The 19,956-nt window shown below is 62.9% G+C and carries 19 protein-coding genes; 10 read left to right on the top strand and 9 right to left on the bottom strand.

All coding sequences use genetic code 11. The annotated features are described in order from the left end of the window. Positions 1–150: 150 nt before the first annotated feature. The 10 genes from IC761_RS11660 (at position 151) to IC761_RS11705 (ending at position 11,188) form a co-directional block, all read left to right on the top strand. Positions 151–801 carry a formyltransferase family protein gene (locus IC761_RS11660; protein WP_195803381.1) on the top strand — a complete coding sequence of 217 codons (651 nt, stop codon included), beginning with the start codon at positions 151–153 and terminating at the stop codon, positions 799–801. Further along, positions 794–1,903, top strand: coding sequence for a pseudaminic acid synthase (gene pseI, locus IC761_RS11665; RefSeq protein ID WP_195803382.1), 1,110 nt, complete (start codon positions 794–796; stop codon positions 1,901–1,903). The genes IC761_RS11660 and pseI overlap by 8 nt, the downstream gene beginning before the upstream one ends. Next, positions 1,896–3,293, top strand: a complete 1,398-nt coding sequence (locus IC761_RS11670) for a surface carbohydrate biosynthesis protein (RefSeq protein ID WP_195803383.1) — start codon at positions 1,896–1,898, stop codon at positions 3,291–3,293. The genes pseI and IC761_RS11670 overlap by 8 nt, the downstream gene beginning before the upstream one ends. A 267-nt stretch (positions 3,294–3,560) precedes the next feature. After that, complete coding sequence (locus IC761_RS11675; protein WP_246791495.1) at positions 3,561–4,805, top strand: lipopolysaccharide biosynthesis protein; 1,245 nt, start codon at positions 3,561–3,563, stop codon at positions 4,803–4,805. Between the two features lie 157 nt (positions 4,806–4,962). Beyond that, a complete protein-coding gene (locus IC761_RS11680) occupies positions 4,963–5,838 on the top strand; it encodes a hypothetical protein (RefSeq protein WP_246791496.1) in 876 nt (291 codons plus the stop codon). Between the two features lie 123 nt (positions 5,839–5,961). Next, positions 5,962–6,762 (top strand): class I SAM-dependent methyltransferase, encoded by an 801-nt coding sequence (locus IC761_RS11685; RefSeq protein ID WP_246791497.1) that lies wholly within the window; start codon positions 5,962–5,964, stop codon positions 6,760–6,762. A 52-nt stretch (positions 6,763–6,814) separates the two neighbouring features. Continuing rightward, positions 6,815–8,245 (top strand): DUF6418 domain-containing protein, encoded by a 1,431-nt coding sequence (locus tag IC761_RS11690; RefSeq protein WP_195803387.1) that lies wholly within the window; start codon positions 6,815–6,817, stop codon positions 8,243–8,245. Further along, the gene (locus tag IC761_RS11695) at positions 8,242–9,090 is read left to right on the top strand and encodes a hypothetical protein (protein ID WP_195803388.1); all 849 of its coding nucleotides are present in this window, start codon (positions 8,242–8,244) and stop codon (positions 9,088–9,090) included. Before IC761_RS11690 ends, IC761_RS11695 begins: the two co-directional genes overlap by 4 nt. Positions 9,091–9,106: 16 nt before the next feature. Continuing rightward, positions 9,107–10,315: an HAD-IIIA family hydrolase gene (locus IC761_RS11700; RefSeq protein ID WP_195803389.1), complete on the top strand. Its 1,209-nt coding sequence runs from the start codon at positions 9,107–9,109 to the stop codon at positions 10,313–10,315. A 162-nt stretch (positions 10,316–10,477) separates the two neighbouring features. Beyond that, positions 10,478–11,188: a class I SAM-dependent methyltransferase gene (locus IC761_RS11705; protein ID WP_195803390.1), complete on the top strand. Its 711-nt coding sequence runs from the start codon at positions 10,478–10,480 to the stop codon at positions 11,186–11,188. Between the two features lie 3 nt (positions 11,189–11,191). Here IC761_RS11705 and pseF read toward each other — a convergent pair whose 3' ends face one another. The 9 genes from pseF to IC761_RS11750 are packed head-to-tail and all read right to left on the bottom strand — an operon-like array spanning position 11,192 to position 19,948. Next, positions 11,192–11,902: a pseudaminic acid cytidylyltransferase gene (gene pseF, locus IC761_RS11710; protein ID WP_195803391.1), complete on the bottom strand. Its 711-nt coding sequence runs from the start codon at positions 11,900–11,902 to the stop codon at positions 11,192–11,194. Beyond that, positions 11,899–13,077, bottom strand: a complete 1,179-nt coding sequence (gene pseC, locus IC761_RS11715) for a UDP-4-amino-4,6-dideoxy-N-acetyl-beta-L-altrosamine transaminase (protein ID WP_195803392.1) — start codon at positions 13,075–13,077, stop codon at positions 11,899–11,901. The genes pseF and pseC overlap by 4 nt, the downstream gene beginning before the upstream one ends. Continuing rightward, on the bottom strand, positions 13,074–14,075 hold the full coding sequence (gene pseB, locus IC761_RS11720; RefSeq protein WP_195803393.1) for a UDP-N-acetylglucosamine 4,6-dehydratase (inverting): 1,002 nt from the start codon (positions 14,073–14,075) through the stop codon (positions 13,074–13,076). Before pseB ends, pseC begins: the two co-directional genes overlap by 4 nt. Positions 14,076–14,126: 51 nt before the next feature. Then, positions 14,127–14,966, bottom strand: coding sequence for an SDR family oxidoreductase (locus IC761_RS11725; RefSeq protein WP_195803394.1), 840 nt, complete (start codon positions 14,964–14,966; stop codon positions 14,127–14,129). Between the two features lie 13 nt (positions 14,967–14,979). Then, positions 14,980–15,741 (bottom strand): SDR family NAD(P)-dependent oxidoreductase, encoded by a 762-nt coding sequence (locus IC761_RS11730; protein ID WP_195803395.1) that lies wholly within the window; start codon positions 15,739–15,741, stop codon positions 14,980–14,982. Then, positions 15,738–16,586, bottom strand: coding sequence for a sugar phosphate isomerase/epimerase family protein (locus IC761_RS11735; RefSeq protein WP_246791498.1), 849 nt, complete (start codon positions 16,584–16,586; stop codon positions 15,738–15,740). Before IC761_RS11735 ends, IC761_RS11730 begins: the two co-directional genes overlap by 4 nt. Beyond that, entirely contained in the window at positions 16,583–17,347 is a 765-nt protein-coding gene (locus IC761_RS11740; RefSeq protein WP_195803396.1) for an SDR family oxidoreductase, read from the bottom strand. Before IC761_RS11740 ends, IC761_RS11735 begins: the two co-directional genes overlap by 4 nt. After that, entirely contained in the window at positions 17,340–18,029 is a 690-nt protein-coding gene (locus tag IC761_RS11745) for an acylneuraminate cytidylyltransferase family protein (RefSeq protein WP_195803397.1), read from the bottom strand. Before IC761_RS11745 ends, IC761_RS11740 begins: the two co-directional genes overlap by 8 nt. Next, positions 18,029–19,948, bottom strand: a complete 1,920-nt coding sequence (locus tag IC761_RS11750; protein WP_246791499.1) for an N-acetylneuraminate synthase family protein — start codon at positions 19,946–19,948, stop codon at positions 18,029–18,031. Before IC761_RS11750 ends, IC761_RS11745 begins: the two co-directional genes overlap by 1 nt. Positions 19,949–19,956 lie beyond the last annotated feature (8 nt).

The following is a 19,956-nucleotide window of genomic DNA, read 5'->3' on the forward strand; positions in this document are numbered from 1 at the left end:
GATTTCGGGGGCAAAATCGGGATCAAAATCCTCGGGGCGTTCGCGGTTCGGGTTCCCGGGTCACGGGCCAGCTATTTGGTGCGCATCGGGACTTTTGTGCTAAACGCTGGGCTCAACTTGGGAATTCCGCGGTTTGTCCGTCGGTCGAAGATGAAGATTTCGATACTCTGCTCCAGTACATCGCATCCGATCTACCCCGATCTCCAGCATTGGGTGCAGGTCGCGGGCGCTGCACACGACGTCGAACTTGTGCACAAGAAGGCCGAGCTCTCGGGCGGCGATCTGCTGTTCCTGATCTCGTGTCACGAGATCATCTCTGCACAGGATCGCGCGCGATACGGCAAGAGCCTCGTGATCCATGCGAGCGATCTTCCGCAGGGGCGCGGCTGGTCGCCCCACGTCTGGCAGATCCTCGAGGGGAAGAGCGATATCGTGGTTTCCCTGCTGGAGGCCGAGGACCAGGTTGATACGGGTGCCATATGGGCGCGGCGCCATATGGTTCTGGAAGGCCACGAGCTGTACGATGAGATCAACGCGAAGCTGTTTGCGATCGAACTCGATCTCATGAACGAGGCTTTGGCGAGCATCGGAAAAGAGGCGCCGGCTCCCCAGGACGGTCGCGCGCCGACCTACTACCCGCGCCGTTCGCCGGAGGATTCGAGGCTGGATCCCGCCCGGCCGCTCGCCCAGCAGTTCGATCTTCTTCGGGTGGCGGATCCCGAGCGCTTTCCTGCGTTCTTCGATTTTCGTGGTCACCGTTATCTGGTGCGCATCGAAAAGGCTGGAGCAAATGATGACTGACACCATAACCATTGCCGGGCGATCGATCGGCAAGTCTCACGAGCCGTTCGTCATTGCTGAGATGTCGGGCAACCACAACCAGTCGCTTGATCGGGCATTGGCGATCGTCGATGCGGCTGCCAAGGCAGGTGCTCACGCCCTCAAGCTGCAGACCTACACCGCCGACACGATGACGCTCGAACTCGCGCGCGGCGAGTTCTTCATCGATGATCCCAACAGCCTGTGGAAGGGCCGTTCGCTGCACGAGCTCTATCAGCAGGCCTACACGCCGTGGGAGTGGCATGCCCCGATCTTCGAACGTGCGCGATCACTCGGGATGATCCCGTTCTCGACGCCGTTCGATGCCACCGCCGTCGACTTTCTCGAAAGCCTCGGCGTCGCCTGCTACAAGATCGCGTCGTTCGAGAACACGGATTTGCCGCTCATTCGCAAGGTCGCGGCGACCGGCAAGCCCACGATCATCTCGACGGGCATGGCCACGGTAGCCGATCTCGACGAGACGGTGCGCACCGCGAGAGCGGCAGGCTGCGAGCAGCTCGTCCTGCTGAAATGCACGAGCACCTATCCGGCGGCACCCTCCGACACCAATCTGCTGACGATCCCCCATATGCGGACGTTGTTCGGTTGCGAGGTCGGGCTTTCCGACCACACGTTCGGGATCGGCGCATCGGTGGCAAGCGTCGCCCTCGGGGCCACCGTGATCGAGAAGCATTTCACGCTCGCGCGCGCCGACGGTGGCGTCGACTCCACGTTCTCGATGGAGCCCGAGGAGATGGCGGCCCTTGTGGTCGAGACCAAGCGTGCCTGGCTTGCCCTTGGCCAAGTGTACTATGGCTTGACCGAGAAGGAGAGCAAGTCGCTTGTCTTCCGCCGCTCGCTCTATGTGGCGGAGGATCTCGCTCCGGGTGACGTGCTGACGGAGAAGAACCTGCGCATCATCCGGCCTGGTCTCGGCCTGCCGCCGAAATATTTCGAGGTCTTGCTGGGCAAACGGGTCGGGCGGTCGATTAGTCGCGGCACGCCGATGAGCTGGGATCTGCTGTCGTCCGAGGACGGGGCTGCGCCGGCGCCGCTGGGGATGTCGAGGAGCGCTCGTGGCTAACAAGCCGCATGTCTGTCTGGTCGTTGACAACCCGCTTCGCGATCTCGAAGGGTTGGTGTTGCTCGCGCGGCAGCTATCGACGCGCGGGGCGCGTGCGACGCTGGTCCCAATGTACGAACAGGGATTCGACGTTCCGGCCCTTCAGCCGGATCTCGTGCTGGTGAACTACACAAGGCCCAACAACGCCGATCTGATCAAGTCCTACAAGCGGGCCGGAATTCTCGTTGGCGTCCTCGACACGGAGGGGATCGGCGGCAAGAATGCGGACCAGTTCGCGACCATGGTGAAGAGCGCGGGGTGCCCCGAGCTGGTTGATCTCTACTGTGTCTGGGGGCAGTCACAATATGCAGCGTTCCTGCGGCAGAAGACAGTCGCAGAAGATCTCCTGCACGTTACCGGGTGTCCCCGCTATGATTTCTGCGCGCCACCCTGGCGGGCGGCCCTGCCGAAGCCATCGGTCGGCTCGGGCTACGTGCTCATCAACACCAATTTCCCGACCGTCAATCCGCGCTTCTCGACCGGCTCGGCGCATGAAGAGGAGTCGATGGTCAAGGCCGGCTTCTCGCGCGAGTTCGCGCGGCAGTTCATCGCCGACGGCGGCCATGCCCATCGCAACGCATTGGACATGGCGATCAAGCTCGCCAGGCACTTCGTCGATGTGGAATTCGTGCTGCGGCCGCATCCGTTCGAAAATATCAACTCGTATGACGCGTTCGCCGCGTTGCCGAATGCAAAGGTGATTCAGAGCGGGACGTCGCTCGAATGGATCAGCGGCGCGCGTCTGCTCGTTCACCAGAACTGCTCCACCGCGATCGAGGCAACCATGCTGAATGTGGAGCCGCTGAGCATGGAGTGGTTCAACACGCCGGCGCTGCGTCTCGACGCCGCGACGCGGGTCAGCCGGGGCGCGGCCGCAGAAGCCGACATGATCGAGCTGGTCCGGCAGGGTCTCGAAAATCGCTTGCCGCCGCTGCCTTCCGAGACCGGGAGGTTTCGTCGAGAGATCATCGATGAACTCTATACCGCCATGGACGGCGCGAGCTCTGTCCGGGTGTCCGAGGCGGTCCTCGCCACGATCGCTACGCCCGCGCGAGGCGAGCCGGCGGCGAAGGTCTTGCCGGCGCCGTCCTTGCGCGGGCTGGCGGCCGATGCGGTTCGTCGAACGCTCGGCCACAGGGCGAGTGCGCTGTTGCGTCGAACCACCAGCTCTGCTGAGAACGAGCGTCGCCGGGCCGGAAAAGTGTTCGATGTCGAGGCGGTGAACGCGATATTGCAGCGTCTCGACGGGGCCTCGGTGGACCGCCGGAGATTTGTCGCGCGGCCGGCCGTGAGCGAACGGATGAAGCGAATGGCGAGCGGGGCGAGCCTCCAGCTTGCGGAAGCGAACTGACCAGTGCTGCGCCGATTCCTGCATAACACTGCGATTTCGGCCGTAGCCTACGGCCTTGCCGGGGTGCTCGGCCTGTTCGCGGTCGGACTGATCGCGAAATCCTACGGCCTGGCGGTTCTTGGCTTGATCGTGCTGGTGCGCGGATTTCTTCCGAGCGGCTTTCTCATTCTGATCGATTTCGGCGTCTCCGAGATCACGACCCAGGTGATCGCTCGCGGCCGGCTCGGAGATTGGTCGGCGGCCAGCGAGAAGATATCGCTCCTGACCGTGATCGCGGCCATTGCCGGTGTCGTCTCGAGCATCGTGCTTTGGCTCGCGGCAGCCAGCCTTGCCCTCGTTTTCAAGGTCGCGCCGGAACAAGCACCGGCGTTCGTGTCTATTCTCAAGATCACCGCGCTGATCCTCCCGATCGCTTTCGTCGGGCTGATCGCCGAGGGCGCGCTGAAGGGTTTTGAGGAATATGGCTGGCTTCGCTTGACGGAGGTGGGCGGCAGCGTCCTCTACGTGGCCTCGATCTATCTCGCTGTCTGGCAAAACGCCGCCTTTGAATGGATCGCCTATGCGTATCTTGCCGCCATGGTTGCAAAGTACCTGGTGCTGGCGCTGGTCATCCATCTTGCGGTGCGTGGCACGCCGCTCCGCTTCTGCCGCTGGACGTCGGGGAGCCGGCAGGATGTCGCTTATCGCTCCTGGCTGATGTTCAACAACAGGATCGCGGGCACCCTGCAGCAAGCCATCATTCCGCTGCTCATTGGCGCACTCTACGGTCCCGTCGAGGTCGGGGCCTTCGACCTGCTCACGCGGTTGCCGCGCTTTCTGAAAACCACGATGAGCCCGCTTTACTCGGCGATCCTTCCCATCTCCACCCATCTCGACGAGAAAACCGACGTTCGGCGATTGCAGTTGCTTGGCCGGAACGGCCTGGTCCTGCCGGCTGCCGTCATCATCCCGATCCTCGTCGTGATTGGGCTGTTCTCCGAGAACATATTGAAGGTGTGGGTCGGCGCGGAGCATGCGGATCAATGGCCATGGCTTGCCCTCGCGCTGTTCGTGCCTGCCGTGAGCGTCATGTTGGGTGCGGGGCAAACGGCGCTGATGGTCCGGTCGGATTTTCTCCGCATCAACACGCGTTTTCTCTATTTGCAGGTGCTGACGCAATACATCGTCACCGCGATCGCGGCGGTCTGGTTGCGCGAGCGTGCCTTCATCCTCGGTTGGGTGGTGTCCTACATCCTCTTTGCGCCGCTCATTGCTCACCGCATGCTGTCCTTCATGAGCCTGCCGAATTCGTTATTCTGGCAGCAGCTCGGCAGACAGATGATGGTGGCGGCGATCCTGGCGGCGATGGCGGCCAGCTACAAGATGTACTCTGAACCGACGACCCTGCCGGCCTTGTTCGTCGTGGGGACGATTGCCTGCATCGCGGCGTGGGCGCTCAGCATCACCCTGATTCTCTCGCGCACCGACCGGGCCATGGTGGGCAAATTCGCCCGCGCGATGTCGCAGCGCTGATGGACCCTGTGCCCCATGGCGTCGTAAGGTTCCGCACCGACACTCTGCGGTTGCTCGTGTTTGCTGGATTTGCTAAGCGCAGACCGGCTGATCTAAGCCTCTTCGAAATAGAACGAATCTTATTTCCGGCAGGATCGGGGGCGGCAAAATGGGATTGATGTCCAGAGCGCTTTGGCACGTGAACCGCTCGCCGCTTCGTTGGGCGGTCAAGACGGGCGTCAACACCTGGCACCTCGGCGAGAAGCAGGAGCGGCGGCGGCAGGCAGAGCTCCTGACCGTATCCGCGCTCGAAAAAACCAAGGCCGAGGACCTGAACCGGGATGGTTATGCGATCGTCACGGAGCTGATGGACCCGTCGATCGTGCAGAATTTCGCGGACGCGGGCACGGCGAGGCTGAAGGATATCGAGGGGCTCGAGACAAAGCAGAGCTCGAACTGGAAGAAGTTCTGGGTACGTCTGCTTGATGCGGAGATGCAGAACGGCCAGCTCAGTGCCGACAACATCTTCGTTCGCTATGCCATGCAGAGTTCGGTCGTCAACGTCATCGCAACCGCACTGGGTGAGATTCCCTGGCTTGACTACGTGCTGTTGTCTTACTCCCGTTACACCGGTGATGGTCTCGCTTCGTCGCAGCTCTGGCATCGTGATCATGACGACGTCCGGGTGATCAAGCTCTTCAGCTATCTGACCGACGTCGAGGACGACGCCGACGGCCCGTTCACTTTCCTGCCGAAGCAATCGACGGACAAGTTCGGCTATCCTCTCCTCGGCAGCCATTTCCCCGACGAGCAGGTGTTCAACAAGGTGCCGCGCGGCGATATCAAGGTGATGAAGGCGCCGCGGCTCGCGTCCTTCATGGTGGACACGACAAGATGTCTGCACATGGGGAGCCGGATGGGGCCAGGACACGGACGGCTGCTCTACACCGCGACGTTCTTCTCTTTTCCGCGGATGTTCCCTGGCGCCAAGAACCGGCCGTTCTTCGCGACGCCGAACACGACGGCCTTCGAGAAGCTCCTGCTGGGCCTGTGATAGGGTAGGCACGCCATCAATGATCGATCTGCGAAAGAGCGTTCGGTGACGTTCAGGCCTGATTTGAAACCTGCATCGCGGCTGGAGCTGTCGAAGGCCTATGCCGTCGATATTGCACGTAGCTTGCGCCGGATCGCGATCAAGAATATCAGGCGGACGCACGATATCGTCGATGCCGAATACAACGCCGGGGAATGGGGCCGGATTCTTTCCGAGCGTGCCTGGCTTCGCGCGTCTTCGCTCGAAGACTTTCTGGTTGGTCACAACGAGGCGCCGCGCCTTGCCAAGGTCGACGGCGGGATCGTCCGAATTTCCACCAGTGACTATTATCGGTATCGGCTGGGCGCGCTGTCGCGATTGATCTCGCGGCATGCCGGCGAAGCAACCTCGCTGCTCGAGCTTGGCGCTGGCTTCGGATACAATCTGTTCTCGCTGTGCCTGGATCCGCGCTGGACCAGTCTGCGCGGTCTCGACATCGCGCCGAACGGGATCGAGGCGGGGCGACAGATCGCCGGCCATTTTGGGCTCGATGGTCGGATCGGCTTCGGTCGGATCGACCTGACTGATCCGGCCGATCCTGCTTTCAAGGAACTCACGGGCGCGACGATCCTCACCTACTTCTGCATCGAGCAGATTCCCTACGCGGTCGAGGCCGTCGTGGACCAGATCCTGAAGGCCCGTCCTGCGCGTGTGATCCACATCGAGCCCGCGGTCGACATGCTGGACCTCGCAGATCCCCGGGATATTGCCAGCCGTATCTACATTCGGTCGATGGACTATCAGACCCGGTTGTGGACACTGCTCGATGAGCTGGACCACAAGGGCCGGATTCGCGTGACTGCGAGGGAACGTATGAACTTCGCACCCACACTGCACAATGACGGAATGCTCTACGCCTGGGAGCCGCTGGGCGCGTCGGACTGATCCGGAACCTGTCCGGGCGCTGGGGCTCAGCTCGGGTATCGATGGGGAAGAGATGCAGGTCTCGTGGTGGAGCTTGGAGGGCTTGTTTCCGGCGATGCTTTGCATCGTTGCCGCCGGCCTCGTGCTCGCAGCCATGGGCCGGCTCGCGGCGAGCCGGCCGGGGCTTCTGCTTGTCCTGTTCTTTTTCTTCTTCGCATTTGCCTGGCGGCTTCTCTCCGTTCTCTACATTGACGTGTGGGGGCCGGTTTACTCGGAGCAGCTGGACAGGCAGATCGGTCCCGGTCTTGGCACCCTGCCGCTCGCGGCGTCCCAGGGGCTCGTCATCGCGGCATTGTTCCTCTCTTTTCGTTCGGAGCGCCTGCGCGCGCTTTCGGACGGATTCGTCATTCGGCTCTCCGGCTTGCTAAGGAGCGGCAATTGGAATTTGGCTGACCTGGCCTTTCGCGTTGTCGGATTGTTTGTTCTCCTGCTCTGGGCGGAATTGCTCGTCGGGGGACATATTCCGCTGTTCGCAAAGCTCGAGCGGTTCGACTATACGCGCCTGTACGGCGGCCCCTTGCATCAGCGGCTGCTGGAATGGGGGCCGATGCTGGCGTTTCAGCTCGGTGTTCTCATGTCACTGCCCGCGCTCCACCGCAGGCCTCTGGACAAGCGGTTTGGAGCGCTGTTCGCCGCCTTGATATTATATCTGTTTGTGGTCGGGCATCGCTTTTCGTCGTTTTATCTCTACCTCTCGTTCCTGATCATTCCGATCGGCGCCGTGCTGCTCGGCAGGCAGTCTGCCGGCCAGACCTCGTTGCCGAAATTGTTGCGCAGCTTCTTGTTGCCAGCGCTTGGCTTCATCCTTCTGATCGGGCTTGCGCTGGTCTATTCCTACGCCGTCGTCCGGAGCGGCGAGGTGGAGGCCCTTGGGACCAAACTCGTCCAGCGCGTCCTCGTCCAGCAAGGCGAAATGTGGTGGATGACGTATGAGCGCGTCTTCCTGCATAATGCCTGGGATAGCGGTCTCGCCGTCTTCAAGTTGTTCGTCGCTCCGTTTGATCCGAGCCGGAACTCGACCATGCAGTTTCTGATGGAGCTGGGATTGCCGCTCGAGCGCGCCCAGTTCATTCTCCAGCAGGGATCGGCCTACACTGGCGGTTGGCCTGAAGTTCTCTTCGAGCTGGGAGGCCCGGTCGAAGGTTTCTGTCTCGTGGCCATCTCGGCCATGTTGTTTTCTGAATTCATGTTCTTGTTGACGCGCTGCCTTGTCGAGGAGCGTTACGTTACGTGCTTTTTCCTGACCCCGATCTTCTATGCGGTTTCGACCTTCCTTGTGTCAGGAATGGTCAATTCGTTTATACAATTCACGTTCATGGTGAAGCTGGCCGTCGTCGCTTTCGTATACGTCCTCGAAGACAGATGGCGGCGGAGCGTGATCGCGGACACGACCTCGAATTCCGGTGAGCGCGTCGTGTGTGATCAGAAGGAACCCGCTGTATGAGTGAGAGGCAAGCGCAGATATCCATCGCCGTTTATGCCGACGAGCTGTCCACGTTTTTTGGCCGTTCGGTCGGCCGCCGGCTGATCACGATTGCATCGGGTACGCTCGCAGTAATGCTCATCGTGTTCCTCGTGAGCCAAATGATGCCCGCGATCTATACCGCGACGGCCACGGTTCGTCTTGCTCGGGTCGATGGGCAGGATCTATCGACGCCGCAGGCGACGGCCGTTCAGATGAATTCGCCGGCGTTCATCAACCGGGCTATGGCGGCGGCGAGCGCGGCGGATCGCGGCGACGACCGCAACCGACGAACGATCCTGGACAATTTCGACGCGCGCCCGAAAACATCGGATTCGTTGACGCTCGTCGCGGCTGCAGCAAGCGCGGAGCAGGTCCGCAATGCGCTGGAGGCCGCGATACGCCAACTGAACAATGACCAGGAAATGCTGCGAGGCCCGTTGCTGTCGGACATCAACGCCCAGATTGCGGTGACAGATGCAAACATCGCAAGCTTGATGCGAATACGGGAATCGCTAGCGACGGCAGATTCGATTACACCTTCCGCGCCCGGAGACCCGTCGACGCTGGCGTTGCGGCGCGTGTGGCTGTTGGACCTGACCACCAGGAACGAGGAGAGGCTGGCTATCGCCAGCGCAGAGCGGCGCGCGCTGGAAGCTCGGATCGGGCCTACGAAAACCTATCCAGCGTCGTTGAGCGACGACGTGACGGTCGTCCAGGTGTCGCCGCGACCGGTCAGGCATGCCATCTTTGCCGGGGCAATTGCATTGCTGGCGCTGCTGCTGTACGCCATGATCCGCACGCCGGGCCAGGCCCGCGCAGATTAGGGGCGCAGCGCGAACGATGTTGAGACAGGCCGTAATCTTGGTCGGAGGTCTCGGGACACGGCTCGGTGAGCGAACACGGCTTGTTCCAAAACCGTTGCTTGAAGTCGGCGGCAGGCCATTCCTCGACTATCTGCTCGACGAGTTGACGCGCTACCAGACGATCGAGGAGATCGTGCTGCTCGCCGGCCATCGCGCTGAGGTCGTGGTCGAGGCCTACCACGGCAAGCGCTGGCGCGGCGCCTCGGTGACCGTCGTTTGCGAGCCATCTCCGTGCGGCACCGGCGGCGCATTGAAGTACGCTGCCGGAGTGCTTCATGAACGCTTCTTTCTTTTGAACGGCGACTCCTGGTTCGATTTCAACTTGCTTGATCTCGCGCTGCGTGCCGAGAACGCGTCCGCGATTGTTCACATGGCGCTCAAGCGGGACCAGGCGGGAGACCGCTTCGGTCGAGTTGTGCTCGAGAATGGCCGCATCAGAAGTTTTCTTGCCGCCGGCACGGAGCCCAACGGGCCGATCAACACGGGCATCTACTGCGTCGATCGGGCCATTCTCGAATACGTTCAAGACATGCCATGCTCGCTCGAGCAGCAGGTGTTTCCGAGACTGGCCGCGGAAGGACGTCTCACGGCAGATCTCTACGACGGCTTCTTTATCGATATCGGCATTCCCTCGGATTTCGAGCGGGTCCAGCATGCGCTCCCCGAGAGGCTGCGCCGCCCCGCGGTGTTCTTCGACCGGGACGGTGTACTCAACGTCGACAAGGCCTATGTGTACCGGATCGAGGACTTCGAGTGGGTCGATGGTGCGCGCGAGGCGATCAAGCTCTGCAACGATCTCGGTTACTACGCTTTCATCGTCACCAATCAGTCGGGCGTCGCACGCGGCTATTACGGCGTCGACGACGTGCACAAGTTGCACGATTGGATGGCCGGCGAACTCGCGGCAGTCGGTGCTCACATCGACGACTACCAGTATTGTCCGTATCATGAGGACGGCACGGTTGAGGCGTTTCGACGTGTCAGCGACCGGCGCAAGCCTGCGCCAGGTATGATCCTCGATTGCATGAATGCCTGGCCGGTCCGGACGGAGGGAAGCCTCGTCGTCGGCGACAATGGTCGAGACGTCGAAGCGGCGCTCGCTGCGGGGCTGCCCGGGCACTTGTACAGGGAGGGCGATTTGGCAACGTTCCTTCGTCCGCTGCTCACTGCCCCGGCCACGCCTTAGGGCATTGTTCCGCTCGGCTCCGCTCGGGCCAGCCAGCGAAAAATCACGCTTCGGTTGCGCGATTGACGGGTGAAATGCTACGTCAGGTCAGGAAGAATTCGAGCACGGCTGGCGTATATGCGATTGTCCTCAAATCTCAAGCATCACATTTGGCGCGCTGCCATGAGGGCAACGCCATTTCCGATCTTCGCGAAGGCGCGCGATTCCGACTATTGGCAGAAGCACTGGAAAGAGAAGCAGCACACAAACGAGTTCGGTGGGTACGCCGCGTCGACTCCGCTCAAAAAGTGGTTCGCGAGACAAGTCGTCGACCTTCGGCCGAAATCCGTTTTGGAGCTCGGATGCAATGTAGGAGCCAATCTTCGCGAAATTAACGCGCTCGACGCTTCCGCCAATCTGTACGGGATCGAGCTCAACGACCGCGCGATCCAGCACGGCATTGAGAATGTGGTTGGAAAAAACGCGCAGCTGATTCAGGGCTCCATGGCCGACGCCAAGTCTCTCATGCAGCGACGCAATGTCCCCGAAGTCGATGTCGTATTCAGCTCGGCGGCAGCAATGCATTGCGACGACAATATTTTCGCCGCTGCCAAGGATGCCGCGCTATCGCTTGCCACAAAGGCGATCGTGCACCTCGAATTCAACGCATGGAGCCCCGCCGACCTTCATAATTGGCGCGGCTGGCGCAATTCGTTCGTCAGCGACAGGTGGATCCGTGACTATGCTGGCGAATATCGAGGTCACCCCAGGGTCGAGCGTATCGAAACGGTCGGCATTCCGCTTGATATCAACTTTATGGACAATATCGGGCGCGTGATGGTTAGCGATGTGACCGGTCTGGTCATCGTCCATCTGAAGGATGCGGCGTCCTGAGGCTCACGGTGGCGTTCGCGCTGCCGAGACGCGGTTGATCGTACGGAACATGTGTTCGGCCTGTTCCCAGTCATCGAGTGTATCGATGTCCTGCACGTACATGCGCGGCAGCACGATGCCGATGGACCGCTCGGAGAATAGCGGCACCTCGTCGAGAAATGCCGCAGCTGTGCCCCAGTAGAACTGGCCGGCGTCGTGATAGGCCGGTTCCAGGTCCTGCGAGCGCGTCAGGCGATGTTCGGGATGGAAGGGATCGATCCGGCCCGACGCCGACACCCGTACGGCACGCTGGATCGGGAAGGCGTAGCTTGTCACCGAAAAGGCGAAGGCCGCGTCGGAGTGCGCAAGGGCATCGTGGCCCTCTCGCAGATAGCGCGGCTGGATCAGCGGCGCTGTCGCGTAGATGCAGCAGGCGTGGCTGACATCGACACCGCGTTCGATGAACCAGCCGACGGCGTGCTTGACGACGGCATTGGTGCCGGTGAAATCGTCGGAAATTTCCTTCGGCCGGACAAAGGGCGTCGTCGCGCCGAATTGGCGTGCCACGCTGGCGATCTCTTCGTCGTCCGTGGACACGATGATCTCGTCGAACAGTCCACTCCCGCGTGCCGCGTCGATCGAATAGGCGATGATCGGTTTCCCGCAGAATGGGCGAATGTTCTTGCGGGGAATCCGCTTGCTACCGCCTCGTGCCGGGATGACCGCGATCTTCACGAGAGAATCTTCGTGAGCGCCGCGACGACGGTGTCCTGCTCGGCATCCGTCATCTTCGAGAACAGCGGCAGCGTGATGGCGTCCTGGTAGTAGCTTTCGGCCTCCGGGAACATGCCGGTGCTGAAGCCGAGGCGCTGATAGTAAGGCTGGGTATGCACCGGGATGTAATGAACGTTGACGCCGATGCCGGCCGCGCGCAACGCCTCGAACACCTGACGCCGGGTCAGCTTGATCTCGTTCCGCTGCAGCCGGATCACGTAGAGATGCCAGGCCGAATTCGTGTCAGGGTGCTGCCATGGGCAGGTTACCGGCAGCTTCGCAAGAAGCGCGTCGTAGCGCGCCGCAAGTTCCCGACGGCGCGCGACGAAGGCGTCGAGCCGGCCCAGCTGGCTGGCGCCGAGCGCAGCCTGGATGTCCGTCATGCGGTAGTTCAGTCCGAGCTCGATCTGCTCGTACATCCAGGGGCCGTATCGGTCCTCGTTGGAGCGCGCCGCGTCAACCGGGGCAGCCTGCGAGGGGCGCACGATGCCGTGGGTGCGCAGATAAGCAAGGCGCTCTCCCAGCCTGGGATCGTTCGTGAGCGTCATGCCTCCTTCGCCGGTCGTGATAATTTTCACGGGATGGAAGCTGAAGACGACGATGTCGCTGAGCTGCGCAGCGCCGATCTTTCGGCCCAGATAGTCGCCGCCGACCGCGTGGGAGGCGTCCTCGATGATGCGGAAACCGTAGCGATCCGCGAGCGCACGGATCTCCGTCATCTCGCAGGACTGGCCGGCAAAATGCACGGGAATGACGACCTTCGGCAGCCGCCCTTGTGTACTCGCTTGCGCGAGCTTCTCCGAGAGAGCCGCCACGCTCATGTTGTAGGTGCGCGGATCGATATCCACGAAATCAACGCTGGCCCCGCAATAGAGCGCGCAATTGGCCGAGGCGACGAACGTGTTCGGCACCGTCCACAAGATGTCGCCAGGGCCGAGATCGAGCGCAAGGCAGGCGATGTGAAGCGCTGCGGTCGCGTTCGACATCGCAGCCGCGCTGCGTGCGCCGCAATAGTCCGCCATTGCCCGCTCGAAGCGCGGGCCGGCCTGCCCCTGGGTCAGCCAGTCCGACTGGAGCACCTGCGTGACCGCGTCGATGTCCTCTGGCGAAATGTCCTGGCGACCGTAAGGGATCATTGGACTGCGAGCTTGTTGAATTCTCTGATCTCGTCGACGTTGAGAAAGTGGTCGTTCCGGCCGGAGTTATATTCGAATCCGTCGGACACGGCTTCGCCGCGCTCGCCGATCTGGTTGGTGAGATAATCGACGTCGCGGCGGAAGAATTTGATGGTCGGTTTGATCACGAAGTGATCGTGGAACTTCAACGTCAGGTGCGAGTCGTCGGTCGGGCACATCACTTCATGGAGCTTTTCGCCCGGCCGGATGCCGATGACCCGCGTCGGCAGGGCAGGGGCCATCGCCGCCGCCAGATCGGGAATGCGCACCGAGGGAATCATCGGAACAAAGATCTCGCCGCCCGACATGCGCTCGAAGCTCTTGATGACGAAGTCGACGCCCTGCTGAAGCGAGATCCAGAATCGCGTCATCCGCGGATCGGTAATCGGCAGCTGCTCCGCACCTTCGGCGATCAGCTTGTTGAACAGCGGCACGATCGAGCCGCGCGAACCGACGACGTTGCCGTAACGAACCACCCCGAACGACGTGGGATGGCCGCCGGCCATGTTGTTGGCCGCGATGAACAGCTTGTCGGAGGCGAGCTTGGTTGCGCCGTAGAGATTGATCGGCTGCGCTGCCTTGTCCGTCGACAACGCGATCACCTTCTCGATGTTCGCTTCCAGCGCCGCCTGGATGACGTTCTCCGCACCGTGAACGTTGGTCTTGATGCACTCCATGGGATTGTATTCGGCGGCCGGCACCTGCTTCAGGGCGGCGGCATGGACGACGAAGTCGATCCCTTTCATGGCGGTACGCAGGCGCTCGCCGTCGCGTACGTCACCGATGAAATAGCGCATCGCAGGCTGGTCGAAATCCTGCTGCATCTCGTACTGTTTCAGCTCGTCACGCGAATAGACCACGACGCGACGCGGCTTGAAGTTCTTCAAGAGGCAGCCGACAAACTTCTTCCCGAACGATCCTGTGCCGCCAGTGATCAGAATGGCTTTATCGTTGAACATGTTCGCTCTTGCGCAGGACCGTCGTTTGCGGAAAGGGGGGAATGGCGCTGGTTACCACACGCTCCTGCCGCCGTCCATGACCAGGTTCTGTCCGGTCATGTAGCTCGAGGCATCGGAGCAGAGGAACTGCACAGCCGCACGGTATTCGTCGACCTCGGCCATGCGCCCCATCGGGATCAGGCGGGTGAGGCGTTCCACGAAGGCGGGATCCTGGTTGTTGAAGACGCCGCCCGGCGAGATCGCGTTGACGCGCACGCCGTGGTCGGCCCAGTAGGTCGCCAGGTACTTCGTCAGTCCGATCAGCCCGTGCTTGATCACCGAATAGGTCACGGGCTTTACCGGCTGTTCCTCCTCGCGCGTGACATGCGGCTGCCGATAGAGCCGCTGGTCCGGCGCGATCACGCCGAGATCGGAGGCGATGTTGAGGATCACGCCGCGGCCGCGCCGGGCCATCAGGCCGCCGAACTCCTGCGCGCACAGCATCGCGCCGGTGAGGCCGACGGCGATCTCGGTCTGCCATTGCGGCACCGGGAATGCTTCGAAGCGCGAGGAGTGCATCACGCCCGGGCTCGACGTCACCTTCGGATCGATCGCGGCGTTGTTGACGAGGATGTCGACGGTGATGCCGCGGCCCGCGAGTTCGTCGCTCGCGGCGCGCACCGAGTCCTGCGCGGTGACGTTGAGTGCGAGCGCGATCAGATCGCCGGACGGCGCAGCCTGCTTCAGCGCTGCGACGGCCGCCTCGGCCTGGGCAAGGCCGATCTCCGTGACGACGACGCGCGCGCCGGCCTCGGACAACGCCGCAACGTGCTGCCGGCCGAGCAGGCCGCCGGCGCCGGTCACAAGCGCGGTGCGTCCTGTCAGATCGTAGCGGAGGGACGGGCTTGCCATGGAACGCTCCTGTTCAGCTGCGCAGTTGGCCGCCGTCGGCGACCACCACAGTGCCGGTGATGAAGGCCGCGCGCAGCGAGGCGAGGAACGCGACGAGGTCGGCGACCTCTTCCGGCTTTCCGAGCCGGCGCAGCGCTACCTCGCGCGCAAGCATGTCCTCGACCGCAGTCTTGTTTTCGGCGAGCTTGCGCGCCCAGGTCCCGTCGGCGGCCAGGATGTTGCCCGGCGCGACCGCGTTGATGCGGATGCCCTCCAGCGCCAGCGGGCGCGCCAGTCCGCGCACGGTCGCATTCAGCGCCGCCTTCGCGGCGTAGTAAGTCACGGGCGCGCCGATCGCGGCCATGCCTGCGATCGAGGAGATGCAGACGATGGCCCGGTCACCGCTGCCGCGCGCCATCAGCGGGCGGGCGGCTTCGATCATGTTGGTCGTGGCCAAGAAATTGAGATCCATCATCCGCGACCATTCCGCCGCGATCTCCTTGCCCGGGGGGACGGAGGCGCCGCTGCCGACATTGCAGACGAGGATGTCGAGCCGGCCCCATTGCTTTTCGACGTCCTGCATCAGTGTTGCGACCGCGGTCGGATCGGTGACGTCGGCGATGTGAACCGAGCTTTGCCCGCCGATCGTTGCGCGCGCCGCGTTCAGCGTATCGGCGCCACGTGCTGCGAGCGCGACCTTGGCGCCCTCCGCAGCAAGCGCAGCGGCGATGGCAAGGCCGATGCCCCGGCTCGCGCCTGTGACCAGGGCAACACGATCGTCGAGCTCGAGCTTCATTGCGCGGCGTCCTCGATCCAGCCGACCGTCATGTCGCGATACTTTGCCAGCGTGGCAGAATGGTCGCCGTCCGCGGCGCGCGCGGTTTGCAGAATGTATTGTCCTGTGTAACCGGAGCGCTCGATCTGCCGGATCGCCCTGGCGAGATCTGCGTTGCCGGTGCCGAGCGGCACGGTGGTGCCGCCACGAATGCGGTCCTTGATATGCACGTTGAGGATCCGCCCGGCATAGGCCTCGATCTCCTCGCAGCTGTCATAGCCGAGCGAGGCGCTGTTGCCGCTGTCGTAGTTGATGCCGAAGACGTCAGCCGGAAAGGCCTCCATGAACCGGGCCAGCTCGCGCGGCGGCAGATCGGATTCGAACACGATCTTGACGTTCCGTTTCGCAAGCGTCTCGCGACGCGCGACCAGCACGCGTTTGAGCGTATCGCTCTCGCTCTCGCGCTCGATCTTGCCATTGTCGACCAGCGGGATCACGACGAACTCGATTCCGATCCCGCTGCAGGCGGCGATCAGGAGATCGAGATCGTTGACGAGCGCGTCGCGCACGACGGAGTCGACCTTCCAGAACGGCGCCTGCATGAAGCAGTCGCCGGTCAGGCTCGGAATGCGTACGCCGTTCTCGCGCGACAGCGCCAGCACCTGCTGCTGCCCCTCGTCGGTCGTCAACGGGTTTTCGCGCAACCGCTCTTGGTCGATGGTCCATTCCATCCGCGTCAGGCCGAGCGCTTTCGCACGGGGAAATTCCTCGCGCCATTCGGTCCACGGGAAGGCCTGGATCTTGCCGTCGACGAGGGCCGACAGGCGTCCCTGCATGAAGCCGATGCGTTGCAGCGTTGCGGTCACGATTTGCTATCCGAACTGATGGCGAGGCCCTTGGTCGTCCAGCCGCCGTCGACGAAGAGCTCCTGCCCGGTGACATAGGCCGATGCGTCCGAGGCCAGGAAGATGGCGGCGCCTACCATGTCGCCAGGCTGTCCCCAGCGGCCGAGCATGGTGTGGCGGCGCCGATCCTCGTGCATGGCCGGATCGGCAAAGCTCTTCGCGGTCATCTCGGTCGCGACATAGCCCGGCGCCAGAGCGTTGACGCGGATGCCGTCGGCCGCATAGTCGGCGGCGAGCGCGCGCGTCAGCCCGGCGAGACCGGCTTTCGCCGCGACGTAACCGGGATTGCCGGGAAAGCCGCGGATCGAGTTGATGCTGGTGACGTTGACGATCGCGGCCGAGCCCGCATTCTTCAGAAGCGGGTAGGCGGCGAGGATGGCGGCGTAAACGCCGGTGAGGTCGGTCGCGACGGTCGCGCGGAAGCGCGCGAGCTCGCTTTCAGTGCTCTGGGCCGGAAGACTGATGCCGGCGGCGTTGACCAGCGCGTCGATGTGCCCGCCTTGCGCCGCGATTGTGCCGAACGCGCGCGCGATCGCGGCGTCGTCGGAGAGATCGCAGGCCATCGCCGTCACGCCCTGCGGCGCGGTCCCGGAGCGGCTGAGACCGAACACCGTGGCACCGGCCTCCTTCAGGCCATCAGCAATCGCAGCGCCGATGCCGCGCGAGGCGCCGGTGACGACGGCGATCTTATCTGCGAGAGAGAAGGCGCTGAGATCAGGCATAGCCGTAACTGCGCATGATGGCGGCACAGAGCTTGACGTCTTCCGGGCGGTCGATCTGGAACATCTTGTGGCGTTCCATCACGTGAAAACCGATCTTGCCGCCGAGACGATTGCTCTGCTCGCGCAGGAGTGAAGGGATCAGGACGTAGAACGAGCCGTTTTCGAGATAGCGCTTCTCGATCTGCTGCCGCATGCGGCGGTTGCGATAATCGTAGTTGATCGGTTCGGGGCCGCTTTGGCCGATGCGCCAGTTGAAATAATCCTCGACCTCGCAGACCGAGAGCAGGCTGTCGAGGTGATCGCGATCGAAGGTTGCAAGCGCCTTCTCGATGTCGCCGGGCTCGCGGATCGGCGAGGTCGCCTGCAGCGCGACGATCCGCTCGAACCGGCCCATCCGGGCGTCGATGGCATCGAGCGCGTGCAGCCAGGCGGATTCGGAGGAGGCGAGGTCACCGGAAATGTCGTGGGGGCGCCGCACTCCGACCGCGCCAGCAGCTTCGGCCGCAGCGAGAATCTGGTCGCTGTCGGAGGAGACGGCCACCACGTCCACGCCCTGCGCGGCGCGCGCCTGTTCGACCGTCCAGGCGATCAGCGGCTTGCCGCAGAGATCGAGCAGGTTCTTGTGTGGAATTCCCTTCGAGCCGCCGCGTGCGGCGACCACGGCCAGCGTCTTGCGCGCCATCAGATGTGCCCCTCGAGGCGCTCGAGCGCAGTCCAGAAGCCTTCGCCCATGTTCTTGTGGCCCTGCCAGATCTCCGGAATGAAGGACGCGGCCGGTGCGTGCTTGCGCAGCACCCGTCCGATCTCGTCGAAGTCGATCTCGCCTTCGCCGACCTGGAGGCCTTCGCCATCGAGGCCCTTGGCGTCGCCGAAATGCAGATGCGCGGTGTGCGGTCCAAGCTGGGCGAGACCTTGCGCGAAATCAAAGCCGAAATGATTGGCGGCGAGCTTGGTGTGGGAAATGTCGACACACATGCGCAAGTCGTGCTTGGCGCAGAATGCAGCTGACTCTTCCGGGATGATGAAAATGTTCTGGTGGCGCTGACCGCCGAAGTGCCAGGGGAACGGTGCCATGGTCTGCGGCGTCAGCTCGACGCCCTCCATGTCGAGCTCCTTCAGACTCTGCGCGAAGATTCGATAGCGCTCGGCCTTCTCTTCCGGCGGCAGCGGCTCGTCCATGGTGAAGCCGCCGATATTGGCGACGATCGGCGGGCGCTTGGTCTTGGGAAAGAATCTCTTGAGGCCGCGGGTGATGTCGATCACCGCCTGCGTCTGCTCCAGCGAATAGCGCCGCAGCGCCTCGTCCGGCGCGGCGAGGTCCATCAGCTTGGAGCCGGCGAACAGCTCCGGCGCGTGCACGACGAAGCCGAGATCGTAGGTGCCGGACAGATACGCCGCGGGGTCGCGTTCCATGTCGCTGTAGCTGAGATGGAACTCGATGATGTCGGGCTCACAGATTTCGAGAAAGCGTTCGGTGTCGTGATAGCGCACCGGGACGCCCCAGGGGCGATCGAAGCGGTAATGCCGCGCCTTCGCAGCGCCCTCGTCGAGATCGCTCTGGAAGAAGTAATCGTCGGCTGCCATCCTGCGCTTGAGGGTCCTGCCGATCAACGCCGGCATTTTCAGCGGCGACAGGCCCTGGCCCGGGCTCTTCACGGCGATGTCGTCGTCGGAGATCACCGTGCCGGCTGCGATGTCGCGCGCGGCGACCAGGCTCTTCGCCAGGTTCTCGCGGTTGATGAGCTCGCCCTGGCTCAACGCACGCTCGGCGAGCTTCTCGCCGCGTGCCGCCTCCACCTCGCGGATGCCGACGACGAGGGCCTTGAATTCTTCCGGCTCAAGGCTCGCGGCATGGTCGGGGCCTTCCATCTCGCGGTCGAGCGTGATGTGGCGCTCGATCACGGCAGCGCCAAGGGCGACCGCTGCCGTCGACACCGCGGTGCCGCGCTCGTGGCCGGAATAGCCGACCAGCGGGTGGATCTCCCGCAGCGTCTCCATGAAACGCAGATGGATGTTGTGAAGCGCCGCGGGGTAGGTGCTCTGGCAGTGCAGCAGCACGTAGCTCGCATTGCGCTCGTCGAGAAATTTCGCAGCGGTCTTGATTTCGTCGGTCGTGCTCATGCCGGTCGAGACGATCAGCGTCTTGCCGGTGGCTGCGAGTTTGGCAAGCAAGGGAAGATTGGTGAGGTCGGCGGAAGCAACCTTGTAGGCGGTGACGCCAAAGCCTTCGAGCACCGCGACGCTCCTGGCGTCCCAGGGCGTGCAGAGATATTCAATGTCCTTCGAGGCGCAATAGTCGGCGATCTTCTTCTGCTGCTCGGCCGTCAGCTCGAAGCGGCGCAACAGGTCGAGCGTATATTCGACGGCGAGATCGTCGTCCTTTCCGGAGAGCGAAGAGGCGCGGTAGACCTCGTCGAGCTTGCGCATCTGGAATTTGGCGCAATCCGCGCCGGCGGCGACCGCCGCGTCGACCAGCGCGATGGCGCGGTCGAGATCGCCATTGTGGTTGTTGCCGACCTCGGCGATCACGTAGCAGGGCTCGCCGTCGCCGAGAAGGCGGTTGCCGATGCGGACCGGAGCTGGCTGTTTAGGCGATGTCATCAACATTC

The sequence above is a fragment of the Bradyrhizobium commune genome (genome assembly GCF_015624505.1).
In the GTDB taxonomy this organism is placed as follows: domain Bacteria; phylum Pseudomonadota; class Alphaproteobacteria; order Rhizobiales; family Xanthobacteraceae; genus Bradyrhizobium; species Bradyrhizobium commune.

Coding starts and splice junctions, on each gene's coding strand:
- IC761_RS11745 (WP_195803397.1), bottom strand. CDS start 18,029: ATGGCGCGCAAGACGCTGGCCGTGGTCGCCGCACGCGGCGGCTCGAAG.
- IC761_RS11700 (WP_195803389.1), top strand. CDS start 9,107: ATGTTGAGACAGGCCGTAATCTTGGTCGGAGGTCTCGGGACACGGCTC.
- pseI (WP_195803382.1), top strand. CDS start 794: ATGACTGACACCATAACCATTGCCGGGCGATCGATCGGCAAGTCTCAC.
- IC761_RS11750 (WP_246791499.1), bottom strand. CDS start 19,948: ATGACATCGCCTAAACAGCCAGCTCCGGTCCGCATCGGCAACCGCCTT.
- IC761_RS11690 (WP_195803387.1), top strand. CDS start 6,815: ATGCAGGTCTCGTGGTGGAGCTTGGAGGGCTTGTTTCCGGCGATGCTT.
- IC761_RS11680 (WP_246791496.1), top strand. CDS start 4,963: ATGTCCAGAGCGCTTTGGCACGTGAACCGCTCGCCGCTTCGTTGGGCG.
- IC761_RS11695 (WP_195803388.1), top strand. CDS start 8,242: ATGAGTGAGAGGCAAGCGCAGATATCCATCGCCGTTTATGCCGACGAG.
- pseC (WP_195803392.1), bottom strand. CDS start 13,077: ATGATCCCTTACGGTCGCCAGGACATTTCGCCAGAGGACATCGACGCG.
- IC761_RS11705 (WP_195803390.1), top strand. CDS start 10,478: ATGAGGGCAACGCCATTTCCGATCTTCGCGAAGGCGCGCGATTCCGAC.
- IC761_RS11730 (WP_195803395.1), bottom strand. CDS start 15,741: ATGAAGCTCGAGCTCGACGATCGTGTTGCCCTGGTCACAGGCGCGAGC.
- IC761_RS11660 (WP_195803381.1), top strand. CDS start 151: ATGAAGATTTCGATACTCTGCTCCAGTACATCGCATCCGATCTACCCC.
- pseB (WP_195803393.1), bottom strand. CDS start 14,075: ATGTTCAACGATAAAGCCATTCTGATCACTGGCGGCACAGGATCGTTC.
- IC761_RS11740 (WP_195803396.1), bottom strand. CDS start 17,347: ATGCCTGATCTCAGCGCCTTCTCTCTCGCAGATAAGATCGCCGTCGTC.
- IC761_RS11725 (WP_195803394.1), bottom strand. CDS start 14,966: ATGGCAAGCCCGTCCCTCCGCTACGATCTGACAGGACGCACCGCGCTT.